The organism is Streptacidiphilus sp. EB129, from assembly GCF_041262645.1.
Taxonomy (GTDB): domain Bacteria; phylum Actinomycetota; class Actinomycetes; order Streptomycetales; family Streptomycetaceae; genus Streptacidiphilus.
This window is the reverse complement of record NZ_JBGCCS010000053.1, coordinates 15,570-36,072: the sequence shown is the minus strand read 5'-3', so window position 1 is coordinate 36,072 and position 20,503 is coordinate 15,570. Positions and strand designations below refer to the sequence as shown.

15 protein-coding genes are annotated in these 20,503 nt (G+C 71.2%); 6 read left to right on the top strand and 9 right to left on the bottom strand.

The window, feature by feature from the left end; translation table 11 throughout:
- Positions 1–359: 359 nt before the first annotated feature.
- The 3 genes from ABH925_RS34715 to ABH925_RS34705 all read left to right on the top strand — a co-directional run bounded on the left by ABH925_RS34715 (position 360) and on the right by ABH925_RS34705 (position 4,551).
- The gene (locus tag ABH925_RS34715; RefSeq protein WP_370154965.1) at positions 360–2,411 is read left to right on the top strand and encodes an APC family permease; all 2,052 of its coding nucleotides are present in this window, start codon (positions 360–362) and stop codon (positions 2,409–2,411) included.
- Positions 2,412–2,549: 138 nt separating this feature from the next.
- Entirely contained in the window at positions 2,550–3,608 is a 1,059-nt protein-coding gene (gene rarD / locus ABH925_RS34710; protein WP_370154963.1) for an EamA family transporter RarD, read from the top strand.
- Between the two features lie 145 nt (positions 3,609–3,753).
- Positions 3,754–4,551 carry a DeoR/GlpR family DNA-binding transcription regulator gene (locus ABH925_RS34705; protein ID WP_370154960.1) on the top strand — a complete coding sequence of 266 codons (798 nt, stop codon included), beginning with the start codon at positions 3,754–3,756 and terminating at the stop codon, positions 4,549–4,551.
- Between the two features lie 7 nt (positions 4,552–4,558).
- Here the strand turns inward: ABH925_RS34705 and ABH925_RS34700 are convergent, their stop codons facing one another.
- Entirely contained in the window at positions 4,559–5,875 is a 1,317-nt protein-coding gene (locus tag ABH925_RS34700) for an ABC transporter substrate-binding protein (protein WP_370154957.1), read from the bottom strand.
- Positions 5,876–6,222: 347 nt separating this feature from the next.
- Entirely contained in the window at positions 6,223–7,509 is a 1,287-nt protein-coding gene (locus ABH925_RS34695; protein ID WP_370154954.1) for an outer membrane lipoprotein carrier protein LolA, read from the bottom strand.
- 274 nt (positions 7,510–7,783) lie between these two features.
- On the opposite strand from ABH925_RS34695, the gene ABH925_RS34690 reads away from it, so the two are divergent.
- Positions 7,784–10,420, top strand: coding sequence for a bifunctional FO biosynthesis protein CofGH (locus ABH925_RS34690; RefSeq protein WP_370154951.1), 2,637 nt, complete (start codon positions 7,784–7,786; stop codon positions 10,418–10,420).
- 94 nt (positions 10,421–10,514) lie between these two features.
- Here the strand turns inward: ABH925_RS34690 and ABH925_RS34685 are convergent, their stop codons facing one another.
- The 4 genes from ABH925_RS34685 to ABH925_RS34670 form a co-directional block, all read right to left on the bottom strand.
- Positions 10,515–11,894 (bottom strand): sugar porter family MFS transporter, encoded by a 1,380-nt coding sequence (locus ABH925_RS34685; protein WP_370154949.1) that lies wholly within the window; start codon positions 11,892–11,894, stop codon positions 10,515–10,517.
- Positions 11,895–12,267: 373 nt separating this feature from the next.
- Positions 12,268–12,972, bottom strand: a complete 705-nt coding sequence (locus tag ABH925_RS34680; protein ID WP_370154946.1) for an MSMEG_1061 family FMN-dependent PPOX-type flavoprotein — start codon at positions 12,970–12,972, stop codon at positions 12,268–12,270.
- A 58-nt stretch (positions 12,973–13,030) separates the two neighbouring features.
- Positions 13,031–13,816 carry an SDR family oxidoreductase gene (locus tag ABH925_RS34675; protein WP_370154971.1) on the bottom strand — a complete coding sequence of 262 codons (786 nt, stop codon included), beginning with the start codon at positions 13,814–13,816 and terminating at the stop codon, positions 13,031–13,033.
- Between the two features lie 100 nt (positions 13,817–13,916).
- A complete protein-coding gene (locus ABH925_RS34670; RefSeq protein WP_370154943.1) occupies positions 13,917–14,579 on the bottom strand; it encodes an XRE family transcriptional regulator in 663 nt (220 codons plus the stop codon).
- Between the two features lie 171 nt (positions 14,580–14,750).
- Here ABH925_RS34670 and ABH925_RS34665 point away from each other — a divergent pair, with 171 nt between their 5' ends.
- A complete protein-coding gene (locus ABH925_RS34665) occupies positions 14,751–15,599 on the top strand; it encodes a hypothetical protein (protein WP_370154941.1) in 849 nt (282 codons plus the stop codon).
- Positions 15,600–15,708: 109 nt separating this feature from the next.
- On the opposite strand, the gene ABH925_RS34660 is transcribed toward ABH925_RS34665, so the two are convergent.
- The 3 genes from ABH925_RS34660 to ABH925_RS34650 all read right to left on the bottom strand — a co-directional run bounded on the left by ABH925_RS34660 (position 15,709) and on the right by ABH925_RS34650 (position 18,143).
- Positions 15,709–15,921, bottom strand: a complete 213-nt coding sequence (locus ABH925_RS34660) for a DUF397 domain-containing protein (RefSeq protein WP_370154939.1) — start codon at positions 15,919–15,921, stop codon at positions 15,709–15,711.
- 207 nt (positions 15,922–16,128) lie between these two features.
- Positions 16,129–16,989, bottom strand: coding sequence for a helix-turn-helix domain-containing protein (locus ABH925_RS34655; protein WP_370154936.1), 861 nt, complete (start codon positions 16,987–16,989; stop codon positions 16,129–16,131).
- Between the two features lie 425 nt (positions 16,990–17,414).
- Complete coding sequence (locus ABH925_RS34650; RefSeq protein ID WP_370154933.1) at positions 17,415–18,143, bottom strand: GPP34 family phosphoprotein; 729 nt, start codon at positions 18,141–18,143, stop codon at positions 17,415–17,417.
- A gap of 253 nt (positions 18,144–18,396) precedes the next feature.
- On the opposite strand from ABH925_RS34650, the gene ABH925_RS34645 reads away from it, so the two are divergent.
- The gene (locus tag ABH925_RS34645) at positions 18,397–20,313 is read left to right on the top strand and encodes a D-alanyl-D-alanine carboxypeptidase family protein (protein WP_370154930.1); all 1,917 of its coding nucleotides are present in this window, start codon (positions 18,397–18,399) and stop codon (positions 20,311–20,313) included.
- Positions 20,314–20,503: the final 190 nt, after the last annotated feature.

Here is a 20,503-nt window from a genome sequence, read left to right as displayed (position 1 = left end):
ACCCAGATGGCCGACCAGCTCCACCACGCCACCACCCACCAAGGACCCGGCAACCTCACCACCCTCCTCACCGGAACCGACACCTGGACCGTCGACTAGCCCGGACGAACCATGAACGAAACGAGGCGGCATCGGCGCCCGCGTCCGAGAATTGGATGCGGGCGTCAGGTGTGTCATGGTCGTGTGTCGTATATGCGTTAGAGAGTCGCTAAGATCCGCAACGAATCCTTAACGGCAAGGATGAATGTCCTATTTGTCCAATGAGGTGAGAGTATGCATGGCTCCGGCGCATCTACCTAGGGATGCGCAGACGCATCAGTAGACGACCAGCCGCATCACTCTCGGATCGGAACCCCGCCATGGACAGCCGCACCAGCGACAGCCAACCGGCCGCTGCGGACGCAGCCGCCGCGCCCGCTCAGGCGCCTGTGGATCTTCCCGAGAGCTTCGGCTACCGGGTGAAAAAACGACTCCTCGGTGCGCCGCTGGTGACCGAGCAGCTCGGCCACGAGAAGCTGTCCAATCCGGTCGCCCTGGGCGTGCTGGCCTCGGACTGCATCTCCTCCTCGGCCTACGGCTCCGAGGCGATGCTCACGATCCTGATCCCGACCATCGGTGTCGTGGCCTTCACCCTGCTGATGCCGGTCACCCTCGCGATCCTCTGCGTGCTGACCCTGCTCACGCTCTCCTACCGCGACGTCGTGATGGCCTACACCCGGGCCGGCGGCTCCTATGTCGTGGCCCGTGAGAACTTCGGCCCCAACGTCGCCCAGATCGCCGCCGTCGCGCTGCTGATCGACTACATCGTCACCGTCGCGGTGCAGACCGCCGCAGGCACCACCGCCCTGCTGTCGCTGGTGCACCTGCTCGGCGGGGACCGCTACAACTGGGTCGACAGCTACCAGCTGCCGATCTCGGTCTTCGTCGTGCTGCTGCTGTGCTGGGGCAACCTGCGCGGCATCCGCGAGGCGGGCAAGGCGTTCGCCGCGCCCGCGTACCTGTTCATGGCCGGCATGGGCCTGCTGTTCGTGGTGGCCGGCATCCGGCTGATCTTCGGCGACCTCCCGAAGGCCGACGTCCACGCGTCCGGCGCGCTGACGCTCGGTGGCGAGGGCAACCACACCAGCCTGCTGATGGGCGCGTCGGTGTTCCTGGTCCTCAAGGCGTTCGCCAACGGAGGCACCTCGCTGACCGGGCTGGAGGCCATCTCCAACGGTGTCAGCGCCTTCCGGAGCCCGCAGGGCCCGAACGCCCGCAAGACCCTGGTGACGATGTCGCTCACCCTGGGCACCCTCGTCCTCGGCGTGTCCGGTCTGGCCTACCTGACCCACGCGATCCCCTTCGACGTCGGCAACCCCAGCGTGCTCTCCCAGGAGGGCAGCCTGGTCTTCGGCAGCAGCTGGATCGGACAGGCCGCCCTGGTCTTCCTGCAGCTCGCCACCGCGCTGATCCTCTACACCGGCGCCAACACCTCCTTCAACGGATTCCCGTTCCTGGCCAGCTTCGTCGCCGAGGACTCCTTCCTGCCGCGCCAGCTGACCCGTCGCGGTCACCGGCTCGCCTTCTCGTCCGGCATCCTCACCCTCACCGGCGTCTCGCTGGCGCTGCTCATCGGCACCGACGCCAAGCTGGACCATCTGCTGGGCCTCTATGCGATCGGCGTCTTCACCGGCTTCTTCATGGCCGGCATCGGTCTGGTCAAGCACCACTGGACCCGCCGCGAGCGGGGCCGTACCGCCAAGCTGATCATCAACGCCCTGGCCGCGGCCGCGTCCATCTCCATCGTCGCCATCTTCGCGGTCACCAAGTTCACCGAGGGCGCCTGGATGGTCGTCGTCCTCTTCCCGATCGGCGTCTTCTCGCTGATCCGGGTGAACCGGCGCTACCGCGAGGAGGCCGAGGCGCTGGCCACCGCGCCGGCCGACACCACCAACCCGACCTACCGCCGCCAGGTGGTCTACATCCTGGTGGACCGGGTCGACCTGGCCGCGCTCAAGGCCATCCGCTACGCCCGCTCGCTGCGTCCGGCCGAGGTCCGGGCGATCCACTTCATGATCGACAGCAACGAGGCCGAGAAGCTGGCCGCGCAGTGGTCCAACGCCGAGGTCGGCGACCTGCCGCTGGAGATCGTCCAGTGCCCGGACCGCCGGATCACCCGGGCGCTGCTGGAGCTGATCACCCGCAACACCGCGGACAAGAAGAGCCAGCTCACCCTGCTGATCCCGGAGCGCAACTACTCGCCGATCCTGGGCCGGCTGCTGCACCGCCGCACCGCCGACCACATCGCCCGCGCGGTCGGCAAGCTGCCGAACGTGGTCGCGACCATCGTCCCGTTCGATGTCGTCGAGGCCCACGAGGACCTGACCGAGGCCGAGGCGGCCGGGATCAAGCTGAAGAAGCTGGACGACTAGCCGTCCGCCGGCGTCAGTGGCATGAGCGTCAGTGGCATGAGCGTCAGGGGCATGGGCCTCGAACGAACATGACAGCGGTGCCCTCCGCCCTCTACCGTCCTCAGTGACGGGGACGTGCGGGGCGGAGGGCGGGCCGGGATGAAGGACGAGCGCAGGGGCTTCTGGCTCGGCATCGCCGCGTACAGCATCTGGGGCCTGTTCCCGCTGTACTGGCCGCTGCTCAAGCCCAGCGGGGCGGGGGAGATCCTCGCCAACCGGATGGTGTGGTCCCTGGTCGCCGTGGTGGCCCTGCTGGCCGCGCAGCGGCACTGGGGCTGGATACGCCCGCTGTTGCGCCAACCCCGGCGGCTGGCGCTGGTCGGCGCCGCCGCCGCGCTGATCTCGGTCAACTGGGGCATGTACATCTGGGCCGTCAACAGCGGCCATGTGGTCGAGACCTCGCTCGGGTACTTCATCAACCCGCTGGTCACCATCGGCTTCGGGGTCCTGCTGCTGCACGAGCGGCTGCGGCCGGTGCAGTGGGCCGCGGTCGGGGTGGGCGCGCTGGCCGTGCTGGTACTCGCGCTCGGCTACGGGCAGCTGCCGTGGATCGCGCTGACGCTGGCGCTCAGTTTCGGCGGCTACGGGCTGATCAAGAAGCAGCTGGGCCTGAGCGGGCTGGAGAGCCTGGCCGGGGAGACCGCCTTCCAGTTCCTGCCCGCCTGCGGCTACCTGGTCTTCCTGGCCGTCAGCGGCAGCAGCACGCTGGGCCGTACCGTCCCCGGCTCCTACGGCTGGGGGCACACCGCGCTGCTGATGCTCTGCGGGGTGGTCACCGCGGTGCCGCTGGTGGCCTTCGGCGCGGCGGCGGTACGGGTGCCGCTGACCACGCTCGGGCTGCTGCAGTACCTCACGCCGGTGTTCCAGTTCGCGCTGGGCGTCGCGGTGTTCCACGAGACGATGCCCGCCGACCGCTGGGCCGGCTTCGCCCTGGTCTGGGCCGCGCTGGCGATGCTGACCTGGGACGCGCTGCGCCAGGCCGGCCGGGCCAGGGCCGCCGCCGCGGGGTCCGTGGCCGAGCCCGTCGTGGAGCCTGCCGTGGAGCCTGTGGCGGGGTCCGGGACGAGGACCGCCATGGCGCCCGTCGTGGTGCCCGTGACGGGACCCGTCGTGGGCCCGGCGGGCGGGGAGGCCGCGGTCGAGAGCGCGCGTCCCTGAGGGCCGGGCCGGTACACCCTCTTGACAGGGCCGCGCCTGGGGCATGTGATATGCGCGGTCCTGTTTGATTGCGTTGGACCCTGTGGGTCTGTGGCTGATTGCCCCGGGCTCCGGTGGAACCGCGGGAAGCGCCTAGGGGGAAGCGATGCTCGCCAAGCGACGGCAGTCGGTGATCCTCGCCGAGATCCGCCGCGCCGGAAGCGTCCGGGTCGGCGAGCTCTCCGAGCGTTTCGGGGTCTCCGACATGACGATCCGGCGGGACCTGTCGGAACTCGCCCGGCAGGGACTGGTCGAGAAGGTCCACGGCGGGGCGCTGCACTCCGGCGCGCACAGCAGCGTCGAGCCCGGTTTCGAGGCGAAGACCGAGTGGGAGCCGGAGGCCAAGGACGAGATCGCCCGGACCGCCGCCGCGCTGGTCCGGCCGGGCACCGCCGTCGCCCTCTCGGCGGGCACCACCACCCATGCGCTGGCCCGCCATCTGCTGCGGATCCAGCGGCTCACCGTGGTCACCAACTCGGTGCGGGTCGCCGACGTCTTCGAGGAGGCGCGCAGGCCCGGCCGGACCGGCCCGACGGTGGTGCTCACCGGCGGCGTGCGCACCCCCTCGGACGCCCTGGTCGGCCCGATCGCGGCGCTGGCCCTGCACGACCTCCATGTGGACCTGCTGTTCATGGGCTGCCACGGGATCGACCCGGGGGCCGGGCTGACCACCCCCAACCTGGCCGAGTCGGAGACCAACCGCGCGCTGATGCAGTGCGCGGCCCAGGTGGTGGTGCTCGCGGACCACAGCAAGTGGGGCACGGTCAGTCTCAGCTCCTACGCCCCGCTCTCGGCTGTGGACACCCTGGTCACCGACGAGGCGATGCCCCCGGAGGTGCGCGAGGCCGCCGCAGGCACCGTCGGCCGCCTGATCGTCGCGGCCCCGGCCCCGGGCGAGGTCTGAGCCGCCGTCAGACGGCGTACTGCCGGGCCGCCGCCACCAGCCCCTGCTGCAGCCTGTTGACGTCGGAGTCGCCCAGGTAGGCGGTGACCGCGGCGTCCACGGCGGCGTTCCAGGCACCGGAGGCGACCACACCGTGGGTGAGCGACCCGGCCACGGTGTTCTGCTTCCACTCGTCCAGCGACCACTGCAGGTACGGGTCGAACAGGGTGCGCTCGTCCGCGCCGACGTCGGCGCGCGGCGGGATCGCGCCCTTGACGGTGGTGAACGCGTCCTGGCCGCTCTGGCTGCCGCACTCGGTCAGCCAGGCGATGGTGGCGTCCCGGTCCCTGGCGCCGACCGGAAGGGTGAAGCAGTCCGAGGCGAACAGGAAGACGCCCTGGGTGCCGGGCGTCGGCGCCCAGTCGTACTCGGTGTGGGGCTGCAGGCCGAGGGTCACCGTGAAACTGGCCTCGGTCCAGTCGCCCATGATCTGGTAGGCGGCCTTGCCGGTGCCGACCTGGGCGCTGACCTGGTCCCAGCTCATCGCGCCGCCGGTGCCCGGGGCGAAGGCCATCACCTGGTGGAAGTACTGCAGCGCCCGGGTGACCGCGGCGGAGTTCCAGTCGCCGCCGCCGCGCCAGAGCGCGGCCCAGCCGTCCGCCTTCAGCGTGCCGACCAGGACGGTCTCCATGATGTGTTTGACCTGCCACTCCTGGCCGGGGTCCCGGGACACCGCGAGCGGGATGAGGCCGGCCTTCTGCACCGTGTGCAGGTTGCCCAGGAACTCCGGGATGTCCTTGGGCGCGCTGCTGATCCCGAGTCGTCTGCAGATCGGGGTGTTGGACCAGAGCACGTTGATGTGGTGGATGTCCACCGGCACCGAGTAGTACTTCCCGTCCCGCTGGATCAGCTTGAGCACCTGCTGGTTGAAGGACTTGTCCCAGCCGTGCTGCCGGTAGAGGAAGGTCAGGTCCTCCAGCTGACCCGCCGTGATGTAGTCGCCGACCATCGCGCCGGCCTGGGCCTGGAAGGTGTCCGGCGGGTTCTTCGCGGCCAGCCGCTGGGCCAGCAGCTTCTTGGCGGCGTCGCCCGCCCCGCCGGTGACCGCGCGGTTGACGAAGCTGATGTTCGGGTTGCTCCGGTGGAAGTCGTCCACCAGCGACATCAGGGCGTCCTTCTCACCGCCGGCGGTCCACCAGGAGAAGACCTCCAGGGAGCCCGGCGCCCCGTCGGCCCCGGTGCTGCTCTGGGCGGTGCCGCTGCAGGCCGTGAGCAGGCCGGTGCCCGCCGCCGCCACTGAGGCGGCGCCCGTCGCGGCGAGGAAGGAGCGGCGGCTGATGGTCATGGGTGGGTTCTCTCCTGTCATGCCGGCGAACGCGCGGCACCGCCTTCGCACAGGGCGGCACAGGGCGCCCGCGGTGGGGCGCCCGGGCATCCGTGCCGTCGCTCGGTCGGGGACTGAGGGAGAGAGGGGATCCACACGACCTGGCACGGATTACTGTCACACGTTCAGATGAATGACCCACATCTGACAGTCAGGCACGTCCGTGCGTCAAGGCGCGAATCTCACGGACCGGACAATGTCGGGGGCATTCCTCGCATTCAGTTCGCGGGAATTGTCACCACTGCGCGTGGTGCAAATGCAAAGGGAGGGACGCCCGTTGTTCGGACGCCCCTCCCTCCGGTTCGTGACTACTTGCCGGCCGCCTGCTCCAGCAGGGCCGGGGTGACCGCGCCGGCGTACACGGTGCCGTTGTCGGCGACCAGCACGTTGATCAGCTTGGTCGAGATCAGCGTGCCGCCGGGGACGGCGGTGCCGAGGGTCTTCACCGTGCCCAGCTCGCCGGACACACCGCCCTTGGCGCCGGAGGCGCCGCTTCCCGCGGTCGGCTTGAAGCTGTAGATCGTGCTCCAACCGGTCCCGGTGACGGTCACATCAGAACCCGGAGCCGAAACCGGACCCGAACCCGAGCCGGGCTTCGCGTTGAGCGGGCCGTGGCTGCCGGGCGCCGGGATGTCCTTGCGGTCCTTGGTGGTCGGAGCCGTTGACGACCCGGCCGCCCCCTCCGTCTGCTGGACCACCTTCGCGCCGCTCGGCGGTGTGTAGTCGAAGGTGCTCGCGGCCGGCTTGTCGAAGGAGACGGTCGCGAAGGCCACGTTGAGGATGGAATCGCTGCCGTCCGAGGGATTCACCCGGACCTGCAGCGGCATTCCGTTCGCCGCGTCCACCGCGATCCGCACCTCACCGATCGTCGAGCCGGTGCCCTTGGGGTGCACCACCAGCTCGTACACCGGCTGGCCGGCCACCTTGGACTGGCCCGCCACCGACACCGTGCTGGAGCTGCCGATCGCCTGCAGCGCCTGCTGGGCGACCTGCTGCGGGTTGGCGGTGGCGGCCGGCGCGGTGCCGCCGTCGTCCGGCCGGAGGCCGGTGGCATGCGTCGCGGTGTTGCTCTGCCCGTCGTAGGACCAGGCCGAGGTGCCGTTGTGGACCACGGTGAAGTCCAGCCCCGCGTCGCTGGAGGAGACCCGCTGGCGGTCCTGCCCGTCCGCCGCGACCTGGATGGTGTGCGTGCCGCCGCTGATCAGCGACAGCAGCTCCTGCTGCGCCTGCGCGGCCTGCGAGTGCGCCGCCGTGCCGGCGCCCCTGCTCGCCAGCGCCGACGGCAGCGCGCTGGTCAGCGCCGAGGGGATGCCGAGGTCGACGGTGCTCTGCACGGTGCCGGAGAAGGTCTGCACGTGCGAGGTCAACGCCTTGGTCAGCAACTGCTGGGCGGTGATCGACGGAAGATCGGAACCGGCCGCCAGGGCCGGGACGGCGGCGACGGCGGCCACGGCCGTCGTGGCGATGGCCACCGGCAGCAGCAGCCGCCGCCGGCCGCCACGGCGCGGAGCCGCGGCGACCGCCTCGACGGACCCGCCCCCCGGGCTCTCCACCCGTGCGCCGCTCGGATCGCTGCTGCTCTCGTGGTTCGACATTGCGTGTCCCTCCGTGTGATCAGAGCTCGTTCGTCTCGGCCGTACCGCTCCCCTCGGCGGCCACGTGCCCCATGTGATGACAACTCCATTAGACGCCTTCACCGTTCCCTCAGGATCGGACCAGCGGTGGAACGCGGGTCCACCTCTCGGGTCATCCGACCCTGAGGGCGTCTCAGGGTCGGACCGGCACCAGGGTCCGACGGCGCCCGGCGTGGCCGGGCGAACTGCACGGGTTCCCCGTCGGCCCGTCAGCCGACCATCTAAGGTTCAGGACATGAAGGATCAGTCGCTGCCCTCACCCGCCGCCGTCCCCGCCTCCCTCCCCACCGCCAACGCCATGCGCCGCGCGCTGCACCGGGCCCGCGAGGGAGTCGCCCTGGACACCGGCGAGGCCGCGGTGCTGCTGCAGGCACGCGGGGAGGACCTGCGCGACCTCTGCGCCACCGCCGGCCGGGTACGCGACGCGGGCCTGGCCGCGGCCGGCCGGCCGGGGGTGGTCACCTACTCCCGCAAGGTCTTCATCCCGCTCACCCGGCTGTGCCGGGACCGCTGCCACTACTGCACCTTCGTCACCGTCCCCGGCAAGCTGCGGGCCGAGGGCCACGGACTGTACCTCTCGCCGGACGAGGTGCTGGCGATCGCCCGTCAGGGCGCGGCGCTGGGCTGCAAGGAGGCGCTGTTCACGCTCGGCGACCGACCCGAGGACCGCTGGCCCGAGGCCCGCGAGTGGCTGGACGCGCACGGCTACGACGACACCCTGGCCTATGTGCGCGCCATGTCGATCCGGGTGCTGGAGGAGACCGGGCTGCTGCCGCACCTCAACCCGGGGGTGCTGTCCTGGACCGACTTCCAGCGGCTCAAGCCGGTCGCCCCGTCGATGGGGATGATGCTGGAGACCACCGCCACCCGGCTCTGGTCCGAGCCGGGCGGCCCGCACCACGGCTCGCCGGACAAGGACCCCGCCGTCCGGCTGCGGGTGCTGGAGGACGCCGGACGCTCCAACGTCCCCTTCACCAGTGGCATCCTCATCGGCATCGGCGAGGACCACACCGAGCGGGCCGAGTCGCTGTTCGCGCTGCGCCGGATCGCGCGGCAGTACCACGGGCTGCAGGAAGTGATCATCCAGAACTTCCGGGCCAAGCCGGGCACCGCGATGCGGGCCAGGCCGGATGCCGAGCTGGAGGAGCTGGCCGCGACCATCGCAGTGGCCCGGGTGCTGCTCGGCCCCTCGGCCCGGCTGCAGGCCCCGCCGAACCTGGTCGACGCGGAGTACGCGCTGATGATCGACGCCGGGATCGACGACTGGGGCGGCGTCTCCCCGCTGACCCCGGACCACGTCAACCCCGAGCGCCCCTGGCCGCAGATCGACGAGCTCGCCGAACGCACCGCCGCGGCCGGCTTCGAGCTGCGCGAGCGGCTCACCGTCTACCCGGAGTACGTGCTGCGCGGCGAGCCCTGGCTGGACCCCAGGGTGCTGCCGCATGTCCGGGCGCTGGCCGACCCGGAGACCGGCCTGGCCCGGACCGGCGTGCTGCCGGTCGGTCGGCCCTGGCAGGAGCCGGAGGACGCGTTCGTGCCGAGCGGCCGCACCGACCTGCACCGGGCCGTCGACACCGAAGGCCGCACCGGCGACCGCCGCGAGGACTTCGACGAGGTCTACGGCGACTGGGAGGCGCTGCGCGAGCAGGCCGCCGGCATCTCCGCAGTGTCAGGGGCCGGGGCAGCGTCCCTCTCGGCGCCGTCGCGGATCGACGCCGACGCCAGGGCGGCGCTGGCGGTGGCCGCCGCCGACCCGACCCGGCTGACGGACGATCAGGCCCTGGCCCTGTTCCACGCGGACGGACCGGCGCTGGACGCGCTGTGCCGGATCGCCGACGACGTGCGCCGCGCGACGGTCGGCGACACCGTCACCTACTGCGTCACCCGGAACATCAACTTCACCAACGTCTGCTACACCGGCTGCCGCTTCTGCGCCTTCGCGCAGCGCCGTACCGACGCCGACGCCTACACCCTCTCGCTGGAGCAGGTCGCCGACCGCGCGGCGCAGGCCTGGGAGGTGGGCGCGACCGAGGTGTGCATGCAGGGCGGCATCCACCCGGACCTGCCGGGCACCGCGTACTTCGACATCGCCAGGGCGGTGAAGGCGCGGGTGCCGGGGCTGCACGTGCACGCCTTCTCGCCGATGGAGGTGGTCAACGGCGCCACCCGGACCGGCCTTTCGATCAGGGACTGGCTGCAGCGGGCCAAGGAGTCCGGCCTGGACACCATCCCCGGCACGGCCGCGGAGATCCTGGACGACGAGGTCCGCTGGATCCTCACCAAGGGCAAGCTGCCGGCCGCGACCTGGGTCGAGGTGGTCAGCACCGCGCACGAGCTGGGCCTGCGGTCGTCCTCCACCATGATGTACGGGCACGTCGACCAGCCCCGGCACTGGCTCGGCCACCTGCGGCTGCTGGCCCGGATCCAGGAGCGGACCGGCGGTTTCACCGAGTTCGTGACCCTGCCGTTCATCCACACCAACGCCCCGGTGTACCTGGCCGGCATCTCCCGGCCCGGCCCCACCATGCGCGACAACCGCGCGGTGACCGCGATGGCCCGGCTGCTGCTGCACGAGCGCATCCCCAACATCCAGACCAGCTGGGTCAAGCTCGGCGCGGAGGGTGCGGCGGAGATGCTGCGCTGCGGCGCGAACGACCTGGGCGGCACGCTGATGGAGGAGACCATCTCCCGGATGGCCGGCTCCGCCTACGGCAGCTACGAGTCGATCCGCGGGCTTGAGGCCATGGCCACCGCGGCGGGCCGGCCCTCGGCCCAACGGACCACCACCTACGGCGAGGTGTCCGCGGAGCGGCGGGCCGCGGCCCTGGCCTCGGACGGTCACCTGCCCGAGCTGCTGCCGGTGCTGGAGTAGTAGGGGGCGCGGGGGACTGCGCCGGCCATGCGGACCGTAGTTGGCTGGTAACGCAGTTCCTCGCGCCCCTGGTCGTGCATGCCTGCTCGATTGCCTACACGGATTCGCGGAGGGTGAGTTCTATCTGTTCCAGGCTGCGGCCCTTGGTCTCCGGGACGAGCCACTTGGTCAGTGCGAACAGCACCAGATTGACTCCCGCGAAGACGTACATGGACCTGCCGATGCCCAGATGGTTGTTGTCGGACATGATCGGGAACACCGCCGTGATGATGCCGGTCGCGCCCCAGAGCACCACGGCGCCGACGCCCATGCCCGCGCCGCGTGCCTTGAGCGGGAAGACCTCGGCCATCATCACCCACACCACCGCGCCCCAGCCCAGTTCGTAGCCGGCCAGATAGAGCACCAGCAGCACCACGGCGAGGGTGCCCACGGTGTTCTTGTCGTGGACGTTGAGAATGACCCAGCCGGTCAGCCCGAGGGTGACCACCATGACGATGTTGCCGATCAGCAGCAGCGGCTTGCGGCCCCAGCGGTCCACCACGAACACCACCCAGGCGGTGAACGCCAGCTTGGTGACGCCCAGGACGATCGCCGACAGCAGCGCGGTGTTGGCGGTGAAGCCCAGCGAGATCAGCATGGTCGGGAAGTAGGCGTTGATCGCGTTGACCCCGCTGAACTGCTGACCGACGGCCAGCAGCAGCGCCACGAACAGCATCGGGCGGACCCACGCCCGGCCCAGGTCGCGGATCCGGTAGCTCTGCTCGCTGTCGAGCCGGATGACCTCGCGGATGGACGCCACCTCGGCGTCGATGTCGCCGCCGGCGTGGGTGCCGGCCAGGACGGCGCGCGCCTCGTCCTCCTTGCCCAGGTTGAGCAGCCAGCGCGGGGTCTCCGGCAGGAAGGTGAGGCCGATGACGAGGACGGTGGCGGGGACGATCGCGCCGGCGAACATCCAGCGCCACAGGTGGTCGGGCTGCAGCCAGTAGCTGACCAGGAAGGCGATCAGGATCCCGGAGACGATGAAGATCTGGTTGAGCGCGCCCATGGCGCCGCGGATCCGGCTGGGCGCCAGCTCCGACAGGTAGGTCGGCACGGTGGCCGAGGACAGCCCGATACCGACGCCCAGGACGGTACGGAAGGCCACCAGCGTCCCGTAGCCGGGGGCCAGCGCGCAGGCGATGGTGGCGACGATGACCACGGCCCCCGCGGCCATGATGGTGCGGCGGCGGCCGACCCGTCCGGTGAGACGGGCCGCGAGACCCGCGCCGATCATGGCGCCGACGGAGAGGCCGGCGGTGAGGATCCCCTTGTCCAGGCCGGAGAGGTTCCAGGCCTTGGAGATCACGACCAGGATGCCGGCGATGATGCCGAGGTCGTAGCCGAAGAGGATCCCGCCCAGCGCTCCGAAGACGTAGAGCGTGGCGGGGTTGATTCTGCGTAGCGCGGCGGGCGGTGCGGCTGCGGTCTGCGTCATGGCTCGATCGCCTTGTCTCGTGAACGGTACCCGGGGGTCGAAGCGCGCTTCGCAGGACCGGCCGGCCGTGGAGGTGGGGCGAGGAGGTGAGTAAGGGTTCCTGCTCAGGATTGAAGCGTCAGCCTGACACCCGGTCAAGAGCTCTGTTCACATGTGCAGTCGAGGTGGGCGATGGAATGCCTGGCTCATGCCGATAAACGCCGAGATCGCCGTTCATGAATCTGAACAGCGATCTACTGGCGGAACGATTTTACTCTTCCTTGACTCGCCGGGTGATTGCTCGAATCATCCGGCGCTCCCCACCATGAGTCCACGCTTCGTCAGGATCGCGCTGGACCACGGAAGGAAGGGGGCGGGACCCGGGGCCGCACACTCACTCGTACCGGTACCGCAGCGACTCCTCCTCGTGCCGCTGGATGTCCGCGATGGTCAGCTCGGGCATCCGCAGCTGGGCCAGCGTCACCTCGGCCGACGTCGGCTGGGCGTCCGCCGCGAGCCACTGTTCCGGCTTCCAGGCGGAGCTGCGCAGCAGGGCCTTGGGGCAGTGCGGGTACACCTCCTCGACCTGCACCACCAGCGCGCTGACCGGTGGCTTCCCCACGGCGGTCAACTGCTCCAGCAGCTCCGGGCGGACGCTGACGCAGGCGCGTCCGTTCACCCGCAGCGTGGTGGTCCGGCCGGGGATGACGAAGAGCAGTCCGGCGCGCCCGGTGGCGATCACGTTCCGCAGGGTGTCCAGGCGCTTGTTGCCGGTGGCGTCCGGGATCGCCAGGGTGCGGTCGTCCAGGACCGAGACGAAGCCGGGCGGGCCGCCCCGCGGGGTGACGTCGCAATGGCCTTCGGCGTCCGTGCTGGCGACCATCACCAGCGCCGAGCAGGCGATCAACTGACGCGCCTGCGGGGTCAGTTCGCTCATCTGCTTGCGCGTCGCCGCGGGCCCCGGCTGCTCGTAGTGGGCACGCAGCCCGGCGAGGTCGCGGATGCGGTCCGCCGCCAGGGCGTCGAAGAGCCCGCCGGGAGCCGTCCCGGTCGCAGCGGCGGTCGCGGGTGCGGGAGTGTCCCCTGTCGTGGTCGTCATGGCGACGACCCTAAGGTCTCGACCACTGCCGAGCCAGGGCACGCAGCGCGTCTGCGCGTCAGCGCATCAGCTCGCCGGCGTTGACCAGGAGCGACTGCCCGGTGATGGACTTCGCCCGGTCCGAGGCGAAGAACAGCGCGGCGTCCGCGACGTCGCCGTCGGTGGCCAGCTCCGGGAGTGCCATCCGCTGGGTCAGTCGGCCGCGCACCTCGTCCTCCGGCACGCCCTCGGTGCTCGCGGTCCAGCCCACGTAGGCCTCCACCGCCGGGCCCCACATCCAGCCGGGCAGGACGGTGTTCACCCGGATCCGGTCCGGTCCCAGCTCGCGCGCCATCGAGTACATGGCCGAGGTGAGCGCGCCCTTGGAGGCCGCGTACGCGGCCTGGCGGACCTGGGTGGGGGAGGCCACCGCCGACTGGGTGCCGATGATCACCACCGAGCCGCCGCGTTCGCGCAGTGCGGGGAGGCATGCGCGGGTCAGCTGCAGGGTGCCGATCAGGTTGACGTCCATCACCCGTCGCCAGGCGTTGAAGTCGGCGTCGGCCAGACCGCCGAAGTGGCTGTCCAGGGCCGCCACATGGATGACCGCGTCGATCCGGCCGAAGCGCTCGACCGCGAGCGCCGCCAGGGCCGTGCAGTCGGCCTCCACGGCGATGTCGGTGGGCCGCCAGGCGGTGCTGCCCGGGCGCCCGGCCTCGATGTCGCTCGCGGTCTTCGCCAGGTTCTCCTCGGTGCGGGCGCCGAGGACGACGTTCGCCCCCTCGGCGGCGGCGTGCTCCGCGACCCGGCGGCCCAGGCCGGGCCCCACGCCCGACACCAGCACCGTACGCCCCTGCAGCAGCAGTGTCATGGCCCCGCACCCTTCCGTGGTCCTGCGCCCTCCGATATCTGACGGAGCGTCAGAGTAGTTGTCCGGAGCGGGGATGGCCATGCCCGTGCGCGGGCTATTCGCCGATCAGCAGCCAGAACTGCTCCAGCGCCTCCTCGGGCCCCGGCGGCACCGCGGCCTCCTCCACCGCGTCACCGGCCCACAGCGCCCCGGCCGTCATGCCCTCGTCGTGCAGCACCCGCAGTGCGTACTCGATCCGCTCCCGGGGCAGCGTCGGCACCAGTCGCATCAGCGCCTTCACCTGTGCCTGCCAGCGGCCGTCGATCGCGCGCTGCAGCAGGTCCTGCAACTCCTCGGTCCGGCCGGTCGCGGCGACCAGGGCGCGCGGGGTCAGCCGCAGCGCCACTGCCAGCAGGTAGGTCTGGTCCGGGCTGCCGCTCCATCGGGCGGCCCCCTCCAGTTGCGCGTACTCGCGCGGGGTCAGCGCCAGTTGCCGGGCGACCTCCTCCTGCGGCAGGTCCAGGGCCAGCCGGTAGTCCCTGACGCTCGCGGCCCGGCCGCCCATCAGCTGGCCGGGGGTGCACCACAGCGAGCGGGCCAGGGCGACCAGCTCGGGTTCGGAGGGCAGTAGTTCGCCTGCCTCCCAGGCCATCACCTGGGGTGGGACCGCCATGATGCCGTGCGAGGCCATGGCCCGCGCCACCATCTGCGGGCTGAGTCCGAGCAGCTGCCTGGCCTCCCAGGCGGCACGCGGATCGAAGGGCACGGGGGCGGCCACAGGGGCAGGCGAGCGTCTTCGCATGTGCGATGACGATACGGGCACACCGGACTTATCGCATGGGTGGAACCGTCAGAAAGGCCACGTTCCGACCGCTGCGGCCTTGTCCGATTCACCAGTTCCCGGCCGGTGTCTGGGAACTTGCGATGACCTGACGTACCGTCAGGCGCTATGACCGATGACCTGGATCAGGACCTGCAGCAGTATGCCGAGCTGGCCTCGCGCGGCCCGTACGGGGTGGAGATCGGCACGTCGCTGATCACCATGGTGGAGCCGCATCCCGGCCACGAGTACGGCTACAACCGCTGGTACGAGGACGACCACTTCTACGCCGGCGCGATGGCCATGCCGTGGATGTTCGCCGGCCGCCGCTGGGTGGCCACCCGGGAGCTGCAGCAGCTGCGCTACCCGGAGAAGTCGGCCGTCGCCGAGCCGGTCGGGGCCGGCTGCTACCTCTCCGTCTACTGGCTCACCAAGGGCCGGCACGACCAGCACATGCGCTGGACCGTGGGCATCAACAAGCGCCTCAACCGGGACGGCCGGGTCTACCGGGACCGTACCCATGTCTTCACCTCGTTCCAGGAGCACGCCGGCTCCGCCTACCGCGACGGCGCGGCCGGCCCGCGCGACGTGCACGCGCTGGACCACCCCTACGCCGGGCTGGTCCTGGAGGTGGTCGACGCCGAGGACGCGGCGCAGCGCGACCGGCTGCTCGACTGGCTGCTGGAGCGCGGCCTGCCGGCCCGGCTGCGCACCGGGAGCCCCGCCGCGATGTGCGTGATCTTCCGCCCGCTGCCGCTGCCGGTCGACCGGATGTCCTACGTCAAACCGGTCGACGGCACCGACACCAGGCTCACCCTGCTCTGGTTCCTCCAGCAGGACCCCCGTACCTGCTGGGACGCCTTCACCGGCCTGGACGCCGATGTCGCCGCGGCCGTCCCGGGGGCCAGGGTGGAGCTGGTCGCCCCGTTCATCCCCACCCTCCCGGGCACGGACGCCTACGTCGACGAGCTCCGGTAGGCGGGGTCCGGCGCGGCCGCGCCGACGGGGGCAGCCGTCGGCGGGCACGCCGAAGCCCCCCTCGCACAGCGGGGTACGCGTGGGCGAGGGGGCCGACGGTCGGTTCAGGTCAGGTCAGGTCGAAGGAGCCCTGGCCGATCTCGGTGAGGAAGGAGGACCAGGCGTCGGCGCTGAACGAGAGAGTGGGCCCCTCAGGGTCCTTGGAGTCCCGCACGGCCACCCCGACGGCGGGGGTGGCGATCTCGACGCACTGACCGTTCCCCGAGTAGGAGGACTTCCTCCAGGCGGGGGCGTCGGTGTCGGTGATGAGCTGCTGATCCATGTGGTTTCGCTCCGGGTTCTGCACTCGGTGCAGCCCAACTACTCGAATGGGCCTTGACGTTGTGCCTTGGCGGTTCGGTGGTCACTGGCCAGTCTGCTCTCAGGACCGGCCGAAGGGGATATCTGGATCGTGTGTTTCCCCCAAGAGAAGGGGAGTCCGTCGTGTGCCGGGCGGGGACGGCGGGTGCTGGTGTATCCTCCGCCCGCGTCAGCGGTCGTAGGCGTCGGCCACCTCGGTGACCAGGTCGCGGGTCTGACCGGCGCTCAGGGCCTGGGCCCGGAGGTGCTCGTACATCACCGAGTACAGACGCACGTCGCCCTCCTTCTCCAGGTACAGGTCGCTGGTCACGCCCTCCAGGTAGACGACGCTGGCGTCCAGCGCGTCCTGGAACTCCAGGATGGAGAAGGTGCCGCTCATCCCGGGGTGCGCGCCCACGCTGTAGGGCAGCACCTGGACGTTGATGTGCGGCTGGGTGCTGAGCTCGACCAGCCGGTGCAGCTGGTCGCGCATGATCGCCGGACTGCCCACCACGCGGTGCAGCGCCGCCTCGTCGATCACGGCCCACAGCCGCAGCGGCGTGTCCGTGTCGCTGAGCAGGTTCTGCCGCACCATGCGGATGTCGGTCCGCTTGTCGATCTGCTCCGGGGTGGCCTCCGGCTGGATGCCGGCGACCACGGCGTGCGCGTACTCGCGGGTCTGCAGCAGGCCGGGGATGAACAGCGACTCGTAGTTGCGCACCGAGACCGCCTCGGCCTCCAGCCCGATGTAGACGCTGTACGGGACGTCGCCGAAGGCGTGCCACCAGCCGCGCTGCCGGGACTCCCGGGCCATCGCCATCAGGCCCTCGACCATGGACTCGTCGCTCACGCCGTAGACCGTGCAGAGGTCCCGGACGTCACGCTGGCTGATGCTGCGCCGGCCGTTCTCCAGCCGGCTGATCTTCGACTGGGAGACCAGCAGCTGTTGAGCGACCTCCTCGGCGGTCAGGCCCTTCTGCTCGCGCAGTTTGCGCAGCTCGGAACCGAGGCGACGGCGGCGGACGGTGGGATTGATGCTGGCGGACGACACGGGTCCTCCGGCTCGGGGGTGTCGGGTCTGGAACGGGATTGGTTGGTATCCCTTCCGTATCTCCAGCAGGATGCCACCGGGGAGGGTCCCCGCGTGGGGCAAACGGCACAGATCAGGGGCGTGCGGCTGCCGGAACGCGCTCTCCGCCCGCAGAGGGTGCCCATCGTGGTATTGGAACGCTGCTCGAACGCGCAGTGCCCAACCCGCAGTGCCGAACCCGCAGTACCCAACCCGCAGCGCTGAACGCGCTTGCCGAACGCCGAATGCCGAACGCCGTCCAGGGCCGCGTGGTGGGCGCGGGACGGGACGGCGTTCGGCATTCGGCGTTCGGATGTCCACCGTGCGGACACGCGGACATCCGGACGTGCGGACATGCGAGTGGATCGGGCTGTGCGGATGGTGCGGTACGGCAGGTCCGGCGGCGCTCAGCGAGCTGCCGCGCGGGCCATCCCCGGCAGCACGGCCGGACGCCTTGCGGGTCGGGTCGCGGTCCGGACGACGGGGGCGCCCGGAGCGCGGACCTGTGCGACCGGAAGGCCGTTCTGCACGTCCATCACGGCGTGCGCGACCATCCCGCCCAGCGGGTCGTAGCGGATCAGGTCACGCAGCCGTGACCTTGAGGAGCGGCCTTCGTTGCCCGGATAGAGGTGCTTGCCCAGGCCCACGGCGTGGGCGAGGGCGGCCAGCGCGGCGGTCCGCGGGTCCGGGGGCACCCCGGTGCGGATGGCCGTGTCCAGCCGTTCCTTGATGGCGCTGTTCGTGCAGTCGTCGGACGCCTGATAGCGCGTCGTCGGCAGCACCCCGCACACCTGGCCCGGCACTGCCCGCACCATCTCGCACCGCTCCAGGTGCGCGAGGTACGTCTGGCGCAGCCCCAGCCGGGGCCCGCCGATCCAGTGCACGGCACGCACCGCACTGCCGCGACGGCGCAGCAGTTCGAGTGCGTGGTCCAGGGTAGGATCGCCGGTCGGCCGTGGGTTCACCACAGCGATCCGGTCACCGTCCGGGACTATTCTTCCGGCCATGGCCAGCTCGACGAGCTGTGCCCCGGCCAGACCGAGGTCAAGGGTCTGCGGTTGTGCGGTGGTCCCGGTTGTCGGGTCCAGCGCGAGCAACAACAGTTCCTCGGGAATTGTTCTGCGGCTCTTGCCCATCCAAGCCTCCCCGCGTGGATGAAGACAGAGTGACGCCTCTCACACCCTGCTGTCGAGAGTGCCTCGAGAGTGACGCAACAACGTGATCTCGGGAACCACTGCGGCGAGCCTCACGTCTTGCTCGGGAGGGCCTGGTAACACAAAGGAATCACCGGTGAGAGGCGTCGCGGGCCAGCGTTGTCGCGGATGTGAAAGAAACTTGGGTGGGGCGTTCTGCTGACGCCCGCCGGTCGTGCGAGAGAGGTTGGAAGACGTGGGCGAGTCCCCCGACAGGGCGGAGCGGAACGACGGCGCGGACCAGGAACCGGAGACGAAGTCCTCGTCGTCCTGGTTCCAGGGCGGTGCCGCGGCACCGCAGCCGCCCGCCGTGAGTGAGGCGCTCGACTCGCCGACCACCGCGCTGCGCACGCCCCATGACCTCCCCACCCGGACGATGCGCCAGCCCGACCCCGCACCGCAGGCCCCGCCCGCCTCCCCGGCCGCCACGCCCTTCGCCTCCCCGGCTGCCGCGCCCTCCTCCGTGCCCGGCTTCGGCCCGGCCGCAGCTCCTGCTTCGGGCTCGGGCCCGGCCCCGGCTGCGAGTCCTGCCCCGGCCGCCGGTCCTGCCCCGGCTGCGGGTCCTCCTGCCTCCGGTCCGGGCTTCGGCCCGGCCTTGGGCTTCGGCCCGGCCCAGAGCGCGGCCCCGGCCCAGAGCCCGGCTTCGGCCCAGAGCGCGGCCCCGGCCCAGGGCGCAGCCTTGGCCGGCAGCTCGGCCGTGGGATTCGGCTCGGCCCAGGGCTTCGGCTCGGCCCCCGCCCAGGGATTCGGCTCGGCCCCGACCCAGGGCGGCGGCTCGCGCGCGGCGACCGGGACGGTCATGGTGGATCCGGACTCCTCGCCGGAGACCACGTCCGACGCTCTCGACATACTCGCGACTCTGCAACGACGGCCGCCCTCCAGGCTGCGCCGGGCGGTCAAGCGGATCAGCCTCTGGGGCGGCCTGCTCTGCGTGCTGCTGGTCGTCCTGGCCGTGGTCCAGGTGCTCCGCCCGCTGCCGGCGACCTCGCTGTCCATGACCGCCGACACCTCCTACGCCTTCCCCGGCGCCGCCCCCGGTCTGGCCTGGCCGCCGTCCGGGCAGGCCACCGTCGCGGTGGACGGGATCGGCAGCCTCGGGCACACCGGCTCCGACAACCCGGTGCCGATCGCCAGCGTCACCAAGGTGATGACGGCCCACCTGATCCTCAGGGACCACCCGCTGAAGTCCGGCGACCCGGGCCCGACGCTCACCGTCGACAAGCAGGCGGCCGACGAGTACACCTCGGGCAAGGCGGCCGGCGAGTCGGTCGCCAAGGTGACCGAGGGCGAACAGATCACCGAGTACCAGGCGCTGCAGATGCTGCTGATCCCCTCGGCGAACAACATCGCGCGGCTGCTCGGCCGCTGGGACGCCGGGACCGACGCCGCGTTCGTCACCCGGATGCAGACCGAGGCGGCCGCGCTGGGCATGTCCAAGACCACCTACACCGACCCGAGCGGTCTGCAGAGCACCACCCTGAGCACCGCCAACGACCAGCTCAAGCTGGCCCAGTCGGTGATGCAGGACCCGGTGTTCCGGGAAATCGTGGCTACTCCCTCGTTTACCCCGCCGGGCGACGTGCTCACGTACAACAACAACAATCTGCTGGGCAAGAACGGCGTCGTCGGGATCAAGACCGGCTCCAGCAGCGCCGCGCTCGGCTGCCTGATGTGGGCGGCGGAGCAGAAGGTCGGCGGCAGCACGCAGACCATCATCGGCGTGGTGCTGAGCCAGCCCGCCTCCGCGGCCACCGGCGGTTACCTGCCGACCGTGCTGACCAACAGCGCGAAGGTCGTGGCCAGTGCCGAGGCGGCGCTGCAGGCGCACACCGTGGCCAAGGCGGGCGACGTCGTCGGCTACGTCGACGACGGTCTGGGCGGGAAGACCCCGGTGGTGGCGTCCAAGGACGTGACCGTGGTCGGCTGGGGCGGCCAGTCCGTGACCCTGACGCTGACCCCGCAGAGCGGCAGCCTGCCGCACACGGCGGCGGCGGGTACCACTGTCGGCACGCTGACCGTGGGCAGCGGCGCGGGCGCGCAGCAGGTTCCGGTGACGCTGCAGAAGGCCCTGGTCCAGCCCGGCTACCCGGCCAGGCTCACCCGCCTGGGCTGACCGGCAGAAGGCTGACCGGACGAGGGCTTCGGAGCTCTCCCGCGCCCCGGTGCACACGCGACGTCAATCGTCGCCGGTGCACCGGGGCGCGGTGCTTTCCGGCCAGCGCGGTCGGCGGCGCGGACGGTGACGTGGGTCTCGGCGTCCGGCGCGCCGGGATCGCTCCCATCATGGCGACACATGGGGATGA

What these genes read in the sequence shown, in the direction of transcription:
- ABH925_RS34715 (WP_370154965.1), top strand. Translation starts at nt 360, where the DNA reads ATGGACAGCCGCACCAGCGACAGCCAACCGGCCGCTGCGGACGCAGCC.
- rarD (WP_370154963.1), top strand. Translation starts at nt 2,550, where the DNA reads ATGAAGGACGAGCGCAGGGGCTTCTGGCTCGGCATCGCCGCGTACAGC.
- ABH925_RS34705 (WP_370154960.1), top strand. Translation starts at nt 3,754, where the DNA reads ATGCTCGCCAAGCGACGGCAGTCGGTGATCCTCGCCGAGATCCGCCGC.
- ABH925_RS34700 (WP_370154957.1), bottom strand. Translation starts at nt 5,875, where the DNA reads ATGACCATCAGCCGCCGCTCCTTCCTCGCCGCGACGGGCGCCGCCTCA.
- ABH925_RS34695 (WP_370154954.1), bottom strand. Translation starts at nt 7,509, where the DNA reads ATGTCGAACCACGAGAGCAGCAGCGATCCGAGCGGCGCACGGGTGGAG.
- ABH925_RS34690 (WP_370154951.1), top strand. Translation starts at nt 7,784, where the DNA reads ATGAAGGATCAGTCGCTGCCCTCACCCGCCGCCGTCCCCGCCTCCCTC.
- ABH925_RS34685 (WP_370154949.1), bottom strand. Translation starts at nt 11,894, where the DNA reads ATGACGCAGACCGCAGCCGCACCGCCCGCCGCGCTACGCAGAATCAAC.
- ABH925_RS34680 (WP_370154946.1), bottom strand. Translation starts at nt 12,972, where the DNA reads ATGACGACCACGACAGGGGACACTCCCGCACCCGCGACCGCCGCTGCG.
- ABH925_RS34665 (WP_370154941.1), top strand. Translation starts at nt 14,751, where the DNA reads ATGACCGATGACCTGGATCAGGACCTGCAGCAGTATGCCGAGCTGGCC.
- ABH925_RS34660 (WP_370154939.1), bottom strand. Translation starts at nt 15,921, where the DNA reads ATGGATCAGCAGCTCATCACCGACACCGACGCCCCCGCCTGGAGGAAG.
- ABH925_RS34650 (WP_370154933.1), bottom strand. Translation starts at nt 18,143, where the DNA reads ATGGGCAAGAGCCGCAGAACAATTCCCGAGGAACTGTTGTTGCTCGCG.